Source organism: Homoserinimonas sp. A520 (assembly GCF_054489245.1).
Window position 1 is genome coordinate 109,252 of the sequence record NZ_JBTMWX010000008.1, and the last position, 17,318, is coordinate 126,569.

At 65.7% G+C, this 17,318-nt stretch carries 19 protein-coding genes; 13 read left to right on the forward strand and 6 right to left on the reverse strand.

Annotated elements, in window-relative coordinates:
• The 3 genes from ACX3PH_RS15425 to rbfA all read left to right on the forward strand — a co-directional run bounded on the left by ACX3PH_RS15425 (window position 1) and on the right by rbfA (window position 3,810).
• Complete coding sequence (locus tag ACX3PH_RS15425) at window positions 1–270, forward strand: YlxR family protein (RefSeq protein ID WP_459093581.1); 270 nt, start codon at window positions 1–3, stop codon at window positions 268–270.
• A 141-nt stretch (window positions 271–411) separates the two neighbouring features.
• A complete protein-coding gene (gene infB / locus ACX3PH_RS15430; RefSeq protein ID WP_459093582.1) occupies window positions 412–3,087 on the forward strand; it encodes a translation initiation factor IF-2 in 2,676 nt (891 codons plus the stop codon).
• A gap of 231 nt (window positions 3,088–3,318) precedes the next feature.
• On the forward strand, window positions 3,319–3,810 hold the full coding sequence (gene rbfA, locus ACX3PH_RS15435) for a 30S ribosome-binding factor RbfA (RefSeq protein WP_459093583.1): 492 nt from the start codon (window positions 3,319–3,321) through the stop codon (window positions 3,808–3,810).
• A gap of 18 nt (window positions 3,811–3,828) precedes the next feature.
• Here rbfA and ACX3PH_RS15440 read toward each other — a convergent pair whose 3' ends face one another.
• Together ACX3PH_RS15440 and ACX3PH_RS15445 are read right to left on the reverse strand one after the other, a co-directional pair.
• Window positions 3,829–4,416 carry a phosphoribosylanthranilate isomerase gene (locus ACX3PH_RS15440; RefSeq protein ID WP_459093584.1) on the reverse strand — a complete coding sequence of 196 codons (588 nt, stop codon included), beginning with the start codon at window positions 4,414–4,416 and terminating at the stop codon, window positions 3,829–3,831.
• A gap of 12 nt (window positions 4,417–4,428) precedes the next feature.
• Entirely contained in the window at window positions 4,429–5,298 is an 870-nt protein-coding gene (locus tag ACX3PH_RS15445) for an HhH-GPD family protein (RefSeq protein ID WP_459093585.1), read from the reverse strand.
• A 34-nt stretch (window positions 5,299–5,332) separates the two neighbouring features.
• Between ACX3PH_RS15445 and ACX3PH_RS15450 the strand changes: the two genes are divergently transcribed.
• Window positions 5,333–5,920 (forward strand): nucleoside/nucleotide kinase family protein, encoded by a 588-nt coding sequence (locus ACX3PH_RS15450; RefSeq protein ID WP_459093586.1) that lies wholly within the window; start codon window positions 5,333–5,335, stop codon window positions 5,918–5,920.
• Window positions 5,921–5,957: 37 nt separating this feature from the next.
• On the opposite strand, the gene ACX3PH_RS15455 is transcribed toward ACX3PH_RS15450, so the two are convergent.
• Complete coding sequence (locus tag ACX3PH_RS15455; RefSeq protein WP_459093587.1) at window positions 5,958–6,950, reverse strand: ketopantoate reductase family protein; 993 nt, start codon at window positions 6,948–6,950, stop codon at window positions 5,958–5,960.
• A gap of 142 nt (window positions 6,951–7,092) precedes the next feature.
• Here ACX3PH_RS15455 and ACX3PH_RS15460 point away from each other — a divergent pair, with 142 nt between their 5' ends.
• From ACX3PH_RS15460 to ACX3PH_RS15485, 6 genes are read left to right on the forward strand one after another with little or no spacing between them, the layout of a single operon-like run.
• Complete coding sequence (locus ACX3PH_RS15460; RefSeq protein ID WP_459093588.1) at window positions 7,093–7,665, forward strand: dienelactone hydrolase family protein; 573 nt, start codon at window positions 7,093–7,095, stop codon at window positions 7,663–7,665.
• A gap of 51 nt (window positions 7,666–7,716) precedes the next feature.
• Entirely contained in the window at window positions 7,717–8,667 is a 951-nt protein-coding gene (gene truB / locus ACX3PH_RS15465) for a tRNA pseudouridine(55) synthase TruB (protein WP_459093589.1), read from the forward strand.
• A 43-nt stretch (window positions 8,668–8,710) separates the two neighbouring features.
• Window positions 8,711–9,079 (forward strand): hypothetical protein, encoded by a 369-nt coding sequence (locus ACX3PH_RS15470; RefSeq protein ID WP_459093590.1) that lies wholly within the window; start codon window positions 8,711–8,713, stop codon window positions 9,077–9,079.
• A gap of 30 nt (window positions 9,080–9,109) precedes the next feature.
• Window positions 9,110–9,553 (forward strand): hypothetical protein, encoded by a 444-nt coding sequence (locus ACX3PH_RS15475; protein WP_459093591.1) that lies wholly within the window; start codon window positions 9,110–9,112, stop codon window positions 9,551–9,553.
• Window positions 9,554–9,561: 8 nt separating this feature from the next.
• Window positions 9,562–10,497, forward strand: a complete 936-nt coding sequence (locus tag ACX3PH_RS15480) for a bifunctional riboflavin kinase/FAD synthetase (RefSeq protein WP_459093613.1) — start codon at window positions 9,562–9,564, stop codon at window positions 10,495–10,497.
• A gap of 27 nt (window positions 10,498–10,524) precedes the next feature.
• Window positions 10,525–11,775: an MFS transporter gene (locus ACX3PH_RS15485; protein WP_459093592.1), complete on the forward strand. Its 1,251-nt coding sequence runs from the start codon at window positions 10,525–10,527 to the stop codon at window positions 11,773–11,775.
• Window positions 11,776–11,803: 28 nt separating this feature from the next.
• On the opposite strand, the gene ACX3PH_RS15490 is transcribed toward ACX3PH_RS15485, so the two are convergent.
• Window positions 11,804–12,439: an NAD(P)-dependent oxidoreductase gene (locus tag ACX3PH_RS15490; protein ID WP_459093593.1), complete on the reverse strand. Its 636-nt coding sequence runs from the start codon at window positions 12,437–12,439 to the stop codon at window positions 11,804–11,806.
• Window positions 12,436–13,380: an EamA family transporter gene (locus tag ACX3PH_RS15495; RefSeq protein WP_459093594.1), complete on the reverse strand. Its 945-nt coding sequence runs from the start codon at window positions 13,378–13,380 to the stop codon at window positions 12,436–12,438. Before ACX3PH_RS15495 ends, ACX3PH_RS15490 begins: the two co-directional genes overlap by 4 nt.
• An 88-nt stretch (window positions 13,381–13,468) precedes the next feature.
• Here ACX3PH_RS15495 and ACX3PH_RS15500 point away from each other — a divergent pair, with 88 nt between their 5' ends.
• Window positions 13,469–13,966, forward strand: a complete 498-nt coding sequence (locus tag ACX3PH_RS15500) for a MarR family winged helix-turn-helix transcriptional regulator (RefSeq protein ID WP_459093595.1) — start codon at window positions 13,469–13,471, stop codon at window positions 13,964–13,966.
• A gap of 45 nt (window positions 13,967–14,011) precedes the next feature.
• Here ACX3PH_RS15500 and ACX3PH_RS15505 read toward each other — a convergent pair whose 3' ends face one another.
• Window positions 14,012–14,935 (reverse strand): ROK family protein, encoded by a 924-nt coding sequence (locus tag ACX3PH_RS15505; RefSeq protein WP_459093596.1) that lies wholly within the window; start codon window positions 14,933–14,935, stop codon window positions 14,012–14,014.
• Window positions 14,936–15,045: 110 nt separating this feature from the next.
• Here ACX3PH_RS15505 and ACX3PH_RS15510 point away from each other — a divergent pair, with 110 nt between their 5' ends.
• Together ACX3PH_RS15510 and ACX3PH_RS15515 are read left to right on the forward strand one after the other, a co-directional pair.
• Window positions 15,046–16,221: an ABC transporter substrate-binding protein gene (locus ACX3PH_RS15510; protein ID WP_459093597.1), complete on the forward strand. Its 1,176-nt coding sequence runs from the start codon at window positions 15,046–15,048 to the stop codon at window positions 16,219–16,221.
• A gap of 233 nt (window positions 16,222–16,454) precedes the next feature.
• Window positions 16,455–17,318: a branched-chain amino acid ABC transporter permease gene (locus ACX3PH_RS15515; RefSeq protein WP_459093614.1), complete on the forward strand. Its 864-nt coding sequence runs from the start codon at window positions 16,455–16,457 to the stop codon at window positions 17,316–17,318.

Below are 17,318 nucleotides of genomic sequence, written 5' to 3' on the forward strand. Positions count from 1 at the left end.
ATGGTCCCCGTAAGAACCTGCCTTGGCTGCCGACAGCGGGCCGCCGCCTCAACTCTATTGAGGTGTGTGGCGCAAGACGGTGAAGTGGTACCGGATGCTTCCGGAGCCCTTCCTGGTCGAGGTGCGTGGGTGCATCCCACCCTCGAATGCGTTGACAGCTCCATCAGACGCCGAGCCTTCGGGCGGGCGCTGAAAGTCGCCGACTCACTCGACACGCGCAAGCTGAGACTGCACATCGCGTCTCAGGCAGGCAATTCGCCCCACCAATAGCACCACCAGTCGGAGCTCCGTCCGGAGTTCCATGAAGAACAGGCTGATTGACCTATGGACAACTAATGAGCGGCTCGAAATGAGACCCGTCCGTAATTAACGGCTTACTCCTGTCCGGAGTGGGCCCGAGACAGGAGAACAGTGGCAAAACCACGCGTGCACGAGATCGCAGCAGAACTCGGCATTGAATCAAAGCAGGCCCTTGAGAAACTCAAGGAAATGGGCGAGTTCGTCAAGGGACCGTCGTCCAGCATCGAGCCGCCAGTGGCTCGCAAGCTTCGCGCTGCGCTGGAAGCAGACGGCGTCAAGGCCCCCGTCAAGGAGGAGCCCAAGGCTGCCCCCAAGGCACCGGCGAAGCCGGCACCGGCCGCCCCGGTAGCCGCTGAAGCTCCGGCGCCTGCCCCGAAGGCTGAGGCACCCCAGGAGGCCGCGCCGCAAGCGCAGGAAGCCGAGAAGGCAGCGGATGCTCCTGGCGACGCCCCGACGCCCGGCACCACCCCATCATCCATTCCCCGCCCGGGCGCCGCGCGTCCTGGCAACAACCCGTACGCGAGCACGCAGGGCATGCAGCGCCCGGGCGCGCCCCGCCCGGGCAACAACCCGTATGCGAGCGCCCAGGGCATGAACACCCGTCCGACGCCGTCGCCGAGCGGGATCCCGCGTCCGGCGGCACCGCGTCCGGGCAGCCCGCGCCCAGGGGCTCCGCGCCCCGCAGGTGCAGGCCGTCCAGGCGCCGGTGGCTTCCGTCCGGGAGCCCCAGGCGGAGCACGCCCAGCCGGTGGCGGCTTCCGCCCAGGCGGAGCACCGGCCGGTGCACCAGGATCCAACTTCGGCCCGAACCGCCCAGCCGGTGGTGGCGGCCGTGGCCGTGGCCCCGGCGGTGGAACCGCTGGAGCGTTCGGCCGCGGAGGCGGCAAGAGCAAGGCCCGCAAGTCGAAGCGTACGAAGCGGGCAGAGTTCGAGCTGCGCGAGGCCCCATCGCTGGGAGGCGTGAGCGTTCCCCGCGGTGACGGCAAGCAGGTCATCCGCCTGCGTCGTGGCGCATCGATCACCGACTTCGCCGACAAGATCGACACCAGCCCAGGCAACCTGGTCACGGTGCTGTTCCACCTCGGCCAGATGGCGACGGCGACGGAGTCCCTCGACGAGGCCACCTTCGACATCCTCGGCGAAGAGCTCGGCTTCAAGATCCAGATGGTCTCCCCGGAGGACGAGGACCGCGAGCTGCTCGCCGGCTTCGACCTCGACCTCGACCAGGAACTCGAAGACGAAGACGACGAAGACCTGGCGGCACGCCCGCCGGTCGTCACCGTCATGGGTCACGTCGACCACGGTAAGACCAGGCTGCTCGACGCCATCCGCAACGCGGAGGTCGGAGCAGGCGAGGCCGGCGGCATCACCCAGCACATCGGTGCCTATCAGGTGATGGCGCAGCATGAAGGCGTCGACCGCAAGATCACCTTCATCGACACCCCGGGTCACGAGGCGTTCACCGCCATGCGCGCCCGTGGTGCGCAGGTGACCGACATCGCCATCCTGGTGGTCGCAGCCGACGACGGCATCATGCCGCAGACGGTTGAGGCCCTGAACCACGCCCAGGCGGCGAACGTGCCCATCGTGGTCGCGGTCAACAAGATCGACAAGCCAGACGCCAACCCGGCCAAGGTGCGCCAGCAGCTGACCGAATTCGGCCTCGTCGCCGAAGAATACGGTGGAGACACCATGTTCATCGACGTGTCAGCGCTGAACAAGATCGGAATCCCGGAACTGCTCGACGCGGTACTGCTGACAGCGGATGCCGGACTCGACCTGCGTGCAAACCCCAACAAGGATGCGCGCGGCGTGGCCATCGAGGCCAAGCTCGACAAGGGCCGTGGTGCGGTTGCGACCGTGCTCATCCAGTCGGGAACCCTCGAAGTCGGAGACCCGATCGTCGCCGGAACGGCCCACGGCCGCGTTCGTGCGATGTTCGATGAGAACGGCGAATCCGTCGAGAAGGCGACCCCGGCTCGTCCGGTGGCCGTGCTCGGCCTGACCTCGGTGCCCCGCGCTGGTGACACGTTCCTGGTCACCGACGACGACCGCACCGCCCGCCAGATCGCCGAAAAGCGTGAGGCAGCAGAGCGCAACGCCCTGCTCGCCCGCAGCCGCAAGCGCATCAGCCTCGAGGACTTCACCAAGGCCCTCGAAGACGGCAAGGTCGAATCGCTCAACCTCATCATCAAGGGTGACGTCTCCGGTGCCGTCGAGGCCCTCGAAGAGTCGCTGCTCAAGATCGATGTCGACGACTCGGTTCAGCTGCGCATCATCCACCGCGGTGTGGGTGCGGTCACCGAGAGCGACATCAACCTCGCCACGGTCGACAACGCCATCATCATCGGCTTCAACGTGCGCCCCGACCCGAAGGCCCGCGACCGCGCGGCCAGGGAAGGCGTGGATGTGCGGTTCTACTCGGTCATCTACAACGCGCTGGAAGACGTCGAGAACGCACTCAAGGGCATGCTCAAGCCCGAGTACGAAGAAGTGCAGTCCGGTGTCGCCGAGATCCGCGAGGTGTTCCGCTCCTCCAAGTTCGGCAACGTCGCAGGTGTCATCGTTCGCTCCGGAACCATCACCAGGAACGCCAAGGCGCGGGTCATCCGCGAAGGCGTCGTGGTGGGGGACAACCTGGCGATCGAGTCGCTTCGCCGCTTCAAGGACGACGTCACCGAGGTGCGTACGGACTTCGAGGCTGGTATCGGCCTCGGCAAGTTCAACGACATCCAGGTTGGGGACGAGATCGAGACGATCGAACTCAAGGAGAAGCCGCGGGTGTAACTCGTGATTGGCTCAGGATGCCGGCATCCGGCACGGAACTTTGCGGGGCCCCTACCCCGAGGTTCCTTAGCCGGATACCGGCATCCTGAGCCTTGAGCAGCACGAAGGACGGCAGCCGGAGTTCGATCGCCGACTGCAAGGAACGGCGAAAAAGCGGGTCGAGCTTGTCGAGACCAATCGAGCTTGTCGAGACTGGAACGCACACTGAAGTAGAAGGGCAGGGCAGCAAGCATGGCTGATCCAGCACGCGCGGCCAAGATGGCCGACCGCATCAAGGTGATCGTCGCCAAGACGCTCGAGCGCGGGCTCAAGGACCCGCGGCTGGGGTTCGTTACCATCACCGACGTGAAGGTGACCGGCGACCTGCAGCACGCATCCGTCTTCTACACCGTCTACGGGAGCGACGAGGAGCGCAGCGACACCGCCGCCGCCCTCAAGTCGGCCACCGGCATGCTGCGGAGCGAGGTGGGTAAGAACATCACCTCCCGCCTCACGCCGTCACTCGAGTTCATCGCGGACGCCATCCCCGAGAACGCCAAGCACATCGAATCGCTGCTCGCCGAGGCCCGCGAACGCGACAACGCGACCGAGAACCAGGCCGCCACCGCGCAGTACGCCGGCGACGCCGACCCGTACGTCAAGCCGCGCGTCATCGGAACCGACGAGGTCGATGACGTCGACGATGATGAGCTCGACGACGAAGAAGGCGCCTCCGGGCGCTAGCCTTTCGCGGCCAGCAGGCTAGCCTTTTGCCCTGACAAGAAAGGCGCGGATGAGGGCGCTGTCCTTCTGGCCCGGTGCCGTCTCTACGCCGCTCGACACGTCGACGCCCCACGGTGAAGCCGCCGCGATCGCCGCGGAAACGTTGTCCGGAGTGAGCCCACCGGCCAGCAGCCAGCGGCCGGTCAAACCCCGCTCCACCATCACCGCGTAGTCCCACTCCTCGCCCGAGCCGGCACGGGGAGCATCCACCAGCAGCATGTCCGCACCGAGCTGATCGCCGGGCTCGGTGAACGACACGGCACGAATCACCGGAAGGCCCAGGCCTGACAGCCTGGTGACATCCTCAGGACTGTAGTTGCCGTGCAACTGGATGCAGGAGACGCCGGACTCGGCTGCGAGCCGCTCGACCTCATCGACTGCCTCTCCGCGGAAGACGCCCACGGTCATGGCGCGGGTTCCGACGCGATCCACCAGCACCCGGGCTGAAGCCGCTTCGATGAAACGGGGGCTTGCCGTCAGCACCAGGCCGATCGCATCCGCCCCCGCCTCGAGCGCAGCATCGACGTGTTCCGGCTGCCGCAGCCCGCAGATTTTCACGAAGACCATGGCTCCAGTCTTTCACTCCGGCAGGGCGTAACCGCCAGGGTCGGCGACGGCAAGGCCGTCGCGAAGCAAAGCGGCCAGCGCTCGGTCGAATTGGGTGCCATCCGGCCACACCGTCGCCAGCGTTGCACGGTCAACCGGCACGTCGGATGCCCGCAGCTCAGCCATGATCAGGCCGCGAACCTGGCGGTCGGAGCCCTCGAACTTCTTCTGCACGGCGGCCGGCCGACCTTGATAGGCCGGATAGCCGGCCATTCGCCAGGCGCAGCGGTCCGCGATCGGGCAGGCGTCGCAGCGGGGCGAGCGCGCCGTGCACACCATTGCGCCCAGCTCCATGACGGCGGCGTTCGTGAGCCGGGCATCCGCCAGCGACTCCGGGAGCACCGACTCCATCGCAGCCAGGTCCCGCCTGGTCGACGGCGGACCGGCCTCCGCCTGACCGCCGACCGCCCGGGCGAGCACCCGCCGCACGTTGGTGTCGACCACCGGATGCCGGTGACCGTAGGCGAAGGCCGCCACGGCACGCGCGGTGTATTCACCAACGCCGGGAAGTGCGAGCAGGTCGGTGACGGATTCGGGCACGACGCCGCCATGCTGTTCGGTGATGGCCACGGCGCAGGCGTGCAGGTGCAGGGCCCGACGTGGGTAGCCGAGCCGGTCCCAGGCTCGAAGCGCCTCGCTGACCGGAACGGCGGCGAGATCGGAGGGTGCCGGCCACCTGGCGAGCCACTCATCGAGCCGCGGGATGACGCGGACGACCGGTGTCTGCTGCAGCATGAACTCGCTCACCAGGGTTCCCCAGGCGGTGAATCCGGGACGCCGCCACGGCAGGTCACGGCCGTGCGCCCCGAACCAGGCAATGACCGGTTCTGCGATGCTCACCACGTCACCCTAACGGCCGCAGGGATACTCTGGGTTCATGGCCAGATGGGCACCAGAGAAGAAAGACACCATGGAGGCGCTCGCCACCGAGATCCTCCACAACTACGGGCATGGCCGCGCGATCGTCGCGGTCGATGGTCGACGAGCCAGCGGGATGCACCGATTCGGTGACGACCTTGCGGTTGCCCTGCACGGTGATGATCGTGCAGTGTTCCACGCGTCGATCGAGGACTTCCAACGCCCACGGTCGGAGCGCCAGCGCGGGGTCTACACGGACGGCTACGACTATTCGCTGCTCAGGCGGGTGCTCATCGACCCGTTCCGCACTGCGGGCAGCACGGGATTCGCGTTGAAGGGGTTCGACGCCGACCGTGACGAGCCGGTGTTCCAGCCGAAGTGGAAGAGCGCGGGCCTCGACGCTGTGCTCATCGTCAGCGGCGTCTTCCTGAACCGGCCGGAACTGTCCGGCATCTGGAATTACTCGATCTGGCTGGAAGACCCGTCAACGGAAGACGAGTTCGACGCCGTCTACCTCGCTGCGGAGACCCCCAGCGCGCGTGCGACGGCCATCTACGACAACAGCGATCCAGAGCATCCGCGTCGAATCTTCGCTGATTCCTGCTGAGGTCAGGCTCCTACTGACATCAGGCTCCTGCTGAGACTCAGAATCGGGTGAGTGTCTCCTCGGGGGTCAGGTGCCTGCCGGTGGCCTCTACTTCGTGCACCAACTCGGTCAGTCGAGCGTTCACCGGCGCATCAAGGCCCCGCTCGGCCGCCGCCTGCACCACCGCCCCGTTGAGGTAGTCGATCTCGCTCGGCTGGCTGCGACGGATGCTCTGCAGCGTCGAACCGGGATTCGGTACGTCCCCCAGGTAGTCGCGCAATTGAAGGGTCAGGAACTCCGCTTCAGCCGCATCCGCCCTGACCAGCCGCAGCAGGGAATCGTGGCTGACCCGGTTGACCTCCTCGAAGTGCACGCCGCGCGCGAGGGCGATGCCCACCGCCTCACGCATGCTCTCGGTCATCAGGCGGCGGAGGCCCGCATGATTTATCACGTCCTGCACGCTGAGCCCGGTGACGGCTGGCAGCGCGTTCACCTGGTTGATGATCAGCTTCGTCCAGCGGGCTCCCTCGAAGTTCGTTACCACCTCGCAGGGAATGGCCTGGTTCAGGATGTCGGCGGCGAACCTGGCAGGCTCGTCGTCGACCCCGGTATCCAGCATTCCCAGCCAGGTCGATGCGGCAGTCGTCACCTCGATCTCGCCGGGGGCGGTCAACGATGCGGCGATCAGGCTCAAGGCGCCGATGATCGGGGACTCCGTCAACGTCGTGGTGACGGACTCGAGGCCGCCAAGGCCGTTCTGCACCACCACGACTGGGACGCCGGCAAGCATCGCGTGGTTGGCGGTTGCCGCTGCGGGGGCGTCCATCGCCTTGGTCGACAGCACCGCAAGGCCTGGTCTGGTCCGCAGCGTCTCGCCGGCGGCCGGCTTCGCGGTGTGCTCGCCCCAGGCTCCGCTGAGCCGGAGCCCGCGGGTGCGGATGGCATGCAGGTGCTTACCCCTGGCCGTGATCTCCACGCTGTGGCCCGACCGATCGAGGAGGGCGGCGATCGTTCCGCCGATAGCGCCGGCACCGATCACAGCTACGTCCATACCGGCAAGCCTAGAGGTGGCTGGCGGGGGTGCCGGGCTGCGGTGGTCCGCTTCAGCATCGCGTCAGCTCTGGCCGTCACCGCGTGCGGCGCTCACACTAACATGATCAAACGTTTGAGAGTTATGGATTGATGGAGGAATGATGGCTGAAGTTTTGCTGTTCCACCACGCCCACGGGCTGACGAGCGGCATCCAGGTGTTCGCCGAGGAGTTGCGTGCCGCTGGTCACACGGTGCATGTTCCAGACCTGTACGGCGGGCACACCTTCGACACCCTGGATGAGGGGCTCGGTTTCGCGCGCGACACCGGTTTCGGCGTGGTCACCCAGCGTGGCCTGGCCGCAGCCGAAGAGCTGCCGCAGCACATTGTCTACGCCGGATTCTCGCTCGGCGTCATGCCCGCCCAGCAGTTGGCCCAGACGCGGGCCGGTGCCGCTGGTGCCCTGTTCTTCAGCGCTTGTCTCCCGGTGTCCGAATTCAGCGAAACCTGGCCGCCCGGCGTTCGGGTGCAGGTGCACGGTAAGGATGCAGATCCGTTCTTTGCCACCGAAGGAGACCTGGAAGCCGCGCGTGAACTGGTTCGAGAAGCGACCGAAGCCGAGCTGTTCCTGTATCCGGGAGAGCAACACCTGTTCCTGGATTCTTCGCTGCCGTCCTACGATCCGGATGCCACAGCCCTGGTCCTCGAGCGAGTTCTCGCCTTTCTCGCCGCGTAGCCGCTGAACCGCGGGCGAGCCGGGCGTGCCGCGGTGGGGTACCGTCTTAGCGTGACTGGCTTCGATGGTTCCCGCAGCGGCATTCTGCTGGTCGACAAGCCGCAGGGCGTGACCAGCCACGACGTGGTCGCCCGTACCAGGCGCGCCATCGGCACCCGCAAGGTCGGGCATGCCGGAACCCTCGACCCGATGGCTACCGGCCTCCTGGTGCTCGGCGTGAACAGTTCGACCAGGTTGCTCACCTACCTGGTCGGGCTCGACAAGGAGTACCTGGCCACCATCCGCCTGGGGGCAGCGACCGACACGGATGATGCCGAAGGCGAGTTCACCGAGATCGCTGATCCTGAAGCGGTGGACGCCCTCATCCCGCTGGACCTGGAACTTGCCATCAGCGCGCTGACCGGGGTGATCCAGCAGATCCCGAGCAGCGTGAGTGCCATCAAGGTCGACGGCAAGCGAGCCTATGCCCGCGCCAGGGATGGCGAAGTCGTCCAGCTCGCGCCCCGCACCGTCACGGTCTCCGCCTTCGAGATCATCGGGAACGAGCTCGTCGCAGAGCACACAGCATCCGGCCCGCGGCAGTACTGGGATGTCTCGGTGCGCGTTGAGTGCTCCTCCGGAACCTACATCCGGGCACTGGCCCGTGACCTCGGTCGTGCGCTCGGTGTCGGCGGGCACCTCACCGCGCTCAGGCGCACGCGGGTGGGCCCTTTCGGTCTCGAGCAGGCAACCAGCGTCGAAGACCTGCCGGTCGCCGAACTGCTGTCGCCGGCCTCCGTTGCAACCACCCTGTTCCCCAGCCATGCGCTGGACGCGCAGCAGGCGATAGACCTGGAGCATGGGAAAAGGATCGATACTCCGGCTCTGGCCGCGAAGGCGACAGCTGGCTATTCGGGGCCTGTCGCTGCGATAGCTCCTGACGGTCGTCTGGTTGGATTGATCGAGCCGATCGGCCACCAGGCCAGAGTGCTCGTGAACTTCCCGGTCGATCGCGGGCATTAGGCCCTCGGCGCACAACAGAAGCAGTGGAAAGAGCAGAGCCCGGATGATCGAGTGGTTCACATATGCCCAGGTGGGAATAGCTGTCGTGGCTGGACTGATCTGTGCTGTGCTCGGGCTGCTGGGACGTGCACCGCAGGATCTGACGATGGGTGCAGCACTGCTTGTCGAGGTGCTGCTGGTGGTGCAACTGGTCGTCTCGCTGGCGGCGCCGGCGTTCGGCAACAATCCGACCGGCAGCGTGCTCGAGTTCTACCTGTACCTGGTGTCGGCCATCCTGTTGCTCCCATTGGCTGGGGTCTGGGCGTTGATGGAGCGCAACCGGTGGAGCACGGTGATCCTCGGTGTCGCCTGCCTCGCCGTCGCCATCATGGTGTACCGGATGAACGAGATCTGGCTTTTCGCGTTGGCTTAGCGCCTCGCCGTAACCCATAGTCTTAAGCGGATGGCTACAAACACTTCTTCACGCGCGGTCGGCATCGGCCGCCTGCTGATCGCCGTGTACGGCATTCTGGCCCTCGGGGCGACAGCGCGCTCCTTCGTGCAGATCGTGGAGCGCTTCGAGGAGGCACCGGTCGCCTATTCGCTGTCGGCCCTCTCCGCGGTGGTCTACATCGTCGCCACCGTTGCCCTGATCGCGCCGGGTCGCGCCTGGTACCTGGTCGCCTGGATCACCATCTGCTTCGAGCTGGCCGGAGTCCTGGTGGTCGGTACTCTCAGCATCACCCACCCCGAGTTGTTCGCCCACGCATCCGTCTGGTCCTTCTTCGGTCGCGGGTACCTCTTTGTCCCCCTGGTCATTCCCGTTCTCGGCCTGATCTGGCTGTACTCCCGCAGGCCATCGGCGACGCACCCCGTCACCACCGGCCGGTCCGCGGCTCAGCGGTGAGCCCGGCCATGCAGGTGTTCACGTCAGTGGCCGAGGTCCCGGCCGGTTTCGGGCCGAGCGCCGTCACCATCGGGAAGTTCGACGGCGTCCACACCGGCCACCGGGCCGTCATCGACGAATTGCGGATGCTCGCGCGCGAGCAGAACCTGACGGCCACCGCGATCACCTTCGACCGGCATCCGCTCGCCGTGCTCGATCCGGAGCGTTGCCCGGAAAGCCTCCTCAGCCCGCAGCAGAAGCTGGAGAAGCTGGAGGAAGCAGGGGTGGAAGCAACACTGGTGATCCCGTTCGACCGTGCGTTCAGCCAGAGCTCGCCGGAAGACTTCGTCTCGAAGGTACTGGTCGAGGCGTTGAACACGCGACTCGTGCTGGTGGGAAGCGACTTCCGATACGGCGTGCGAGGCAGCGGAAACCTGGAGACGCTGATGGCATCCGGGGCCGACAACGATTTCGAGGTGCGTTTGGTTGACGACGTGGTGACCGTGCCGGGTCGCCGGGCATCCTCGAGCTGGGTGCGTGAAGCGCTCGCCGCAGGCAAAGTTCGCGAGGCTGGTGAGATTCTGGGTTACGCACCCACCATTCGATCCGTCGTTGTTCCGGGAGAGAAGAGGGGGAGGGAGCTCGGGTTCCCCACCGCGAACCTCAAGCCGGGGCCGGAGGGCATGATCCCCGCCGACGGTGTCTACGCAGGCTGGTTGACGGTCGACTCGCAGACTTACGCCGCCGCGATCTCCGTCGGCAACAATCCGACTTTCGAGGGTGTCCCTGCCAGGCAGGTGGAGGCCTACGTTCTCGATGAGGATTTCGACCTCTACGGCAAGACTGTGGAGGTGGCGTTCGCCGATCACCTGCGCGGCATGGTGAAGTTCGACTCCGTCGACGGCTTGATCGAACAGCTTGGCAATGACGTGCGGCAAACCAGGGCCGCGCTCGGCATCAACTGAACGTCGTCACGCAGCTAGGCTGGGACAATGCCTGAAACGCCCACACTCCCACTGTGGGCGGGTCGAGCGATGGCCTTCATCGGCGTGATGCTGCTGGCCATCAACCTCCGCACTGCTGCGGTCGCGTTCTCGCCGATCATCGGGCACATCCAGGCGGATATCCCGCTGGACGGCGTCCGCATCGGCCTGATCGCAGCGGTGCCCGCGGTGGCGTTCTCCCTGTCCGCATTCTTCGGTGCGGCGGCGGCGAAGAAGATCGGACTGGAGCAGCTGGTTGCCCTGTCCATCGTCGCGATGGTCATCGGCCACCTGATCCGGGCCTTCTCGGGCTCCTACCCGGTGTTCTTCATCGGAACCATCGTCTCTCTCGGCGCGGCCGGTATCGGCAACGTGTTGCTTCCTCCGCTGGTCAAGCGCTACTTCCCCGACCGGATCGGGCTCCTCACCGGCCTGTACGCCCTGCTGCTGGCGATCAGCGCCGCACTCCCGGCAGCCCTGGCAGTGCCGGTGGCGGATGCCGTGGGCTGGCAGGTATCCATCGGCATGTGGTCGGTGCTGGCCCTGCTGAGCTTCCTTCCCTGGGTTGTGGTCCTGGCGCAGCATCGCCGGATTGCGGCGAATGCAGATGTCGCACCAGAGTTGGCGGCAGTCGACACGTCGGTCCTCGGCCGTATCTGGCATTCCAGGATGGCCTGGATGCTGGCTGTTGTCTTCGCGATCTCCTCCGTCCACTTCTATACGGCTGCGGCCTGGTTCCCCGAACTTCTGGTGGATACCGCCGGAGTCAACGCGTTCGAAGCGGGTGGCATCCTGGCGATCTTCACCCTGGTGGGCGTTCCGACGGCGCTGATCGTGCCGATTCTCGCCGCGAGAATGAGGAACGTCAGCTGGATGGTGCTCTTCGGGCTGCTGTTCTTCATCCTGGGATACCTGGGGCTGTTGCTGGCCCCGGCGGCCGCACCGATCCTGTGGGCAGTGTTCGTCGGCACCGGAAACCTGATCTTCCCGGTCTCGCTGGTCCTGATCAATCTCCGCTCCCGCACTCATCAGGGCTCGGTGGCGCTCAGTGGGTTCGTTCAGGGTTTCGGCTATGCAATCGCCGCAGCCATCCCGCTGCTGGTCGGTGTACTGCACGACTTCAGCGGAGGATGGACGCTGCCCATGCTGATGGTGCTGGTCGTCACCGCTGCCTGCATCGGCCCGGCGATCGCGCTGCGGCGGCCGAAGTTCATCGAGGACGAACTGGCCAGGATCGCGCAGAAGCCGATCCGGCCCTGATCCATGCCGGCCCCGGAACGCATCAGGCCTAGTACGCCACGGTGAAATGCCGCTGAGCCCGTCGGGGACCCTCGAGTTCGTCCACGGTCGCGACGGCCAGGTCTTCGGCGGATATCCGCGAGGCGCCGTCCGCACCGACGAGGAGTCGGTTTCCTCCGCTTCGGTAGGTTCCTGTGCGCGTGCCAGGTGCGAAGTGTGCGGGAGGACTCAGATAGGTCCAGTTCGCCTGATGTCCCACACAGGCGGCAAACTGGTCGACGCTGGCCTGCGCAATGCTGCGCCACTGGCTGGGGACGAAGCGCTGATCGTCTATCACCAGTCGATCTGGGCGGTCGGGGCTCCTAAGCGGGCCAGCACCGCCAATCACGATGACCCGACGCCCGAAGTGCAGGGCTGCGTCGAGAACAGTGGTCACGGGAAGCCTGACATCGTCGTCTGCCTCGGGCGCCGGCCGGGTAGCCAGCACGATGGCGTCGTGCCCGGCCGCGATGCGGTGCATGGCGTCCGAGTTGGTCGCATCGGCAGGAAATGAGGTCAGACTCGGCGGAGTTCGTGCGTCGTTGACTGAACGAGAAATTCCTGTGACGCTGTGTCCTCGACGGGCTGCTTCGGCAGCAATGCGAGAGCCAGCCATTCCGGTTGCCCCGATAACAGCGATCCTCATGATGCGCTCCGTGTCATTGTGGCGGCCATCGCCGGCTCAGTCGCGTCAGAATCGATGGCCATGCTGAGATCGGTGGTCTTTCCCTGTTTCAGACTCGGGGTGATCTGGCCGGCGGCAATCGCGGTCAATGCCAGCGCGAAGCCGAGCAATTGCACGGCGCCGAGGTTCTGGCCGAGCAGGAGCGCGCCCAACGCTGCAGCTACCAGCGGTGACAGCAGCCCGAGCACGGCGACCGATGCAACCGGGAGGCGGCCGATGCCGCTGAACCAGAGGGTGTAGGCGACGAGCCCGCCGATGAGCCCGAGCCAGGCATAGCCGGCCAGGGCTGTGGCGTCGATGTTCGTGGGAGTGCCCTCGACGATCAGCGTGATGGGCAGAAGGAACAGGCCGCCGGCGGTGAGCTGCCATCCGGCGAAACCCATCGCCGGGATCCCGGCGGGTCGACCCCATCTCTTGGTAAGCGTGACACCAAACGCCATCGATACTGCGCTCAGCAGTCCGGCGCTGATGCCAACCGAATCGAGCGTCGCGGTCGAACGCAGCACCACCAGGGCGACACCGATGACCCCAACGCCACCCCAGACCAACCGCCATGCGGATAACCGCTCGTGCAGGATGACGACGACGAGGATGGCGACGACAAGTGGTTGCGCCGCTCCCAGGGTCGCGGCAACACCACCGGGCAGGTGGTACGCGGCGACGAAGAGCATCGGGAAGAATGCTCCGATGTTCAGTACGCCGAGCACGGCGGCCTTCCACCACCACGCGCCTGTAGGCAGCACGCGGGTCAGTGCGATTGCGATCAGTCCCGCGGGCAGCGCTCGCACCAGCGACGCGAACAGTGGATGCCCTGGTGGTAGCAATTCCGTCGTCACGATGTACGTCGTTCCCCACACTGCTGGCACGATCGCCGTCAGCAATATTGTTCGCAGCCTGCTCATTGCAACTCCTTAACATCAAACTATTCAACATTAAAGAATGTAGGTGATATGCTGGCGAGCGTCAAACAGTTCAAGGTTGAGAGGTTCCATGGAAGACAGTGTTGACCGCATCATCGGTCAGTGGGCGAAGGCGCGGCCAGACGTGGATGTCAGCCCGATGGGTGTGCTCGGCCGGCTCTCCCGTCTCACGCTTCTCTTCGAACGCGAGCTACAAACGGTGTTCTCTCAACACGGTCTGCAACCAGGAGAGTTCGACATCCTCGCGACGCTGCGACGCGTTGACATCGAAGGGCACGGTCTTACCGCGGGTGAGCTCACGATCAGCTCCATGGTGACCTCGGGCGCGATCACGAACAGGCTTGACCGGCTCGTCGCCAAGGGGTTCGTCACCCGAGAGACGGACCCGCACAGCCGTCGCGCCATTCGCGTTGCGCTCACACCGAGCGGGAAAGAAATTATCGATGCCGCCCTGCAAGACCATGTCGCCAATGAAGAGCGCCTGCTCGGCGCTTTGACAGGTGCGCAGCGTGAGCAGCTGGAAGAGCTTCTGCGTGCACTCCTCCACAACCAGGAGAGCCACGCCTAGCGCGACGACCGACGACTCGCTTCGCTCCCGAGTCTCATGATCGGCTCAGGCGATGATGTCAGCCCGGTGCACAAGGGCGGCAGCTCCGATGAGGGGCCCATCCGCGGACAGCGCTGACGGCACCACCAGCACTTTGGTGACGAACGCGAACCGACGCCGGGCGATGCCGGCGCGAATGTAGTCGAACAGGTCCGGCGTCACCTGTGAGAACCCGCCGCCGATCGCAACGAGTTCGAGGTCCACCAGGGAGGTTGCGGATGCGATCGCCTGGCCGATGGCCATTCCGGAGCGCTCGACCGCTCGCCTGGCGATCGGGTCGCCGGAGTGGTAGCCGGCCGAGAGCTCTTCGCCAGTGGTGCCCGTCCAGCCCTGCGCCCCCGCCCAGGCGACGGTCCGGGGTCCTGATGCGATCGCCTCCAGGCAGCCTGTACCACCGCAGGCGCACGGGTCGTCGAAGCCGGCGACCTCCACATGACCGATGTGGCCGGCGTTCCCGGTGGGGCCGGAAACCGTGTTGCCGTGCAGGATCAGCCCGCCACCGATGCCGGTCGACACCACCATTCCCATGACGTTGTTGTAGCCGCGCGCCACACCGACCCAATGCTCTGCCAGCGTGATGCACAGGCCATCCAGGCGCAGCGTTGCCGGAACACCCGGCACGACGGATGTCACGAGCTGCCGCAGCGGATAATTGCGCCAGGCGGGAAGGTTCAGCGGGGAGACCAGGCCGGCGTCCTCGACGACCGGCCCCGCGGCTCCGATGCCCACGCCGGCCAGCGAAGCGCCGATCGGCAGCGATTCCAGGGCTCGCGTGACCGCGCCGGTGACGGCGGCCACCAATTCTTCAGACGTCGCGGCCGGGCCGGTCGCCGCGCGAAAGCGGCTTGCCGGCAGCAGTTTTCCGTCGCTGTCGACCAGTGCCGCTTCGACTTTCGTGCCGCCCAGATCGACGGCGAGGGCAACGGACATGAGGCAAGCGTAGTTGCGTCCGACGGCAAATACCTCACGGCGTGGGCGCGCGGGCGGGGCTGGCCGGAGTACATTCGAATGATCACGCACCAGCCCAGGGAGAGAATCACATGAACAGAAAACTGCTTGTTGCCACCGCGTGCGGATCGGCATTGCTCCTCACGCTCGCGGCCTGCGCCTCACCTGGCGGCGGCGATTCCCCGGACGGCGAAGGGCTGACCGGTACGGGCTCCGGTGCGGATTGCACGATTTCCGCCGAGATCCCCGTCGCGGCCGCCTTCAGCCTCACCGGCCCGGCAGCACAATACGGTGCCAGTCAGAAGAACGCGCTGGAACTCGCGGTCGAGAACCTGAACGAAGTCGGCGGCGTCACCTACGCGCTCACCGTCGAGGACGACGAGACCGACCCCAAGCAGGCCATCCAGGTGTTCGAAGGCTTCATCAACGACGGTGCGAGCATCATCATCGGACCGACGCTGTCCAACACGGCGAAGCAGACCGACCCCGTCGCGCAGGATGCCCAGACTCCGGTACTCGGTGTCTCCAACACGGCAGCGGGGATCACCGAGATCGGTGATTACATCTTCCGCGACTCGCTCACCGAGGACGCCGTCATCCCGCAGACGGTGAAGGCCGCCGTGTCGAGTCTCGGCATTGAGAAGGTGGTTGTCATGTACAGCAATGACGATGCCTTCACCGAATCCGGCTACCAGGCGTTCGCCGCGGCGCTCGATGAGGAAGGCGTCGAGGTCGCCGAGACGATCACGTTCTCCAAGGCGGACACCGACTTCCGCGCACTCCTGGACAAGGTCAAGAGCTCGGACGCTGACGCGATCGTCGTTTCGGCGCTGATCGATGCAGCCGTTCCGCTGGTGACCCAGGCTCGCGACATCGGTATCGACTTGCCGATCATCGGAGGCAACGGGTTCAACTCACCTGCGTTGATCTCCGGCGCAGGTGACGCCGCCGAAGGCGTCATCGTCGGTGCCGCCTGGAACTCGGCTTCGGACAACGACCAGAACATCGCGTTCATCGAGGACTACACCGCAGCCTATGACGCAGCTCCCGATCAGTTCTCGGCTCAGGCGTATGCAGGAATGCAGATCATCGATTACGCGGTTCGAGCCGGATGCTCTGGCGAGCGCGAGGACATCAAGGAGAACTTCGGCGATGTGACCGACGTACCCACCGTCCTGGGAGATGTGAGCCTGAACGAGAACCGCGACGCGGTCCACGAGGCTCTCGTCCAGGTCGTCGAAGACGGGAAGTTCGCCATTCTGAAGTAATAACGGCCGCAGCAGACTGCCAACTGATCTCGTGCGCCGCCGAAAGGCGGCGCACGACCCCGAGTCAAGGACTTACTGTGCAAATCTTCATGGACGGGATCTTCCTCGGTTCGATCTACGCGCTGTTCGCGATCGGGTTCACGCTGGTGTTCGGCATCCTGGACCGGCTGAACCTCGCGCACGCCGCCGTGTTNCGCACGACCCCGAGTCAAGGACTTACTGTGCAAATCTTCATGGACGGGATCTTCCTCGGTTCGATCTACGCGCTGTTCGCGATCGGGTTCACGCTGGTGTTCGGCATCCTGGACCGGCTGAACCTCGCGCACGCCGCCGTGTTCTCCGCTGGAGCCCTGGTCGGCATCGAGGTGGTCAGCCGATTCGGCATCTCCATCTGGCTGGCAATCCCGCTGGTGCTGATCCTCGGGGCGGTGCTCGGCATCCTGATCGAGCGCATTGCCTTCCGACCGCTCGGCGGTCGACACGACGCCCACTTCGCGGGCCTGATCTCGTCGATCGCATTCGGCGCGATCATCCTCTCGGTGCTGCTGGCGTTCTACGGACCGGACACCAGGCGGTTCCCACCGGATGCGTTCCCCACCACCCGCATCGAATTCCTGGGAGCCACGATTTCGCTGCTCCAGCTGATCATCCTGGTCATCAGCATCGGGCTGATGGTGGTGCTGACCTGGCTGGTCGCCCGCACGAAACTGGGACGCGGAATGCGCACCATCGCCGAGAACCCGCATGCCGCAGCGGTTCTCGGGCTCAACGTCGGGCGGATCAGCAGCACCACCTTCGCCATCTCGTCTGCGCTCGGAGCGGTCGCCGGCGTGCTGTTCGCCCTCAATGTGAACGCCGCCAGCCTGGGTGTCGGCCATGCCGTCGAGCTGAAGGCCCTCGCCGTGATCATCGTCGGCGGCATGGGGTCCCTTCCCGGCGCGCTGGTCGGGGGACTCCTGCTCGGTCTCGCCGAGGTATATGCGGTGAACACCGTGGGAAGCTCGTGGCGGGACATGGTGGCGTTCGGCCTGCTCTTCCTCATCCTCATCCTTCGCCCGCAAGGCCTGTTCGGCGCAAAAAAGGCGAGGGAGGTCTGA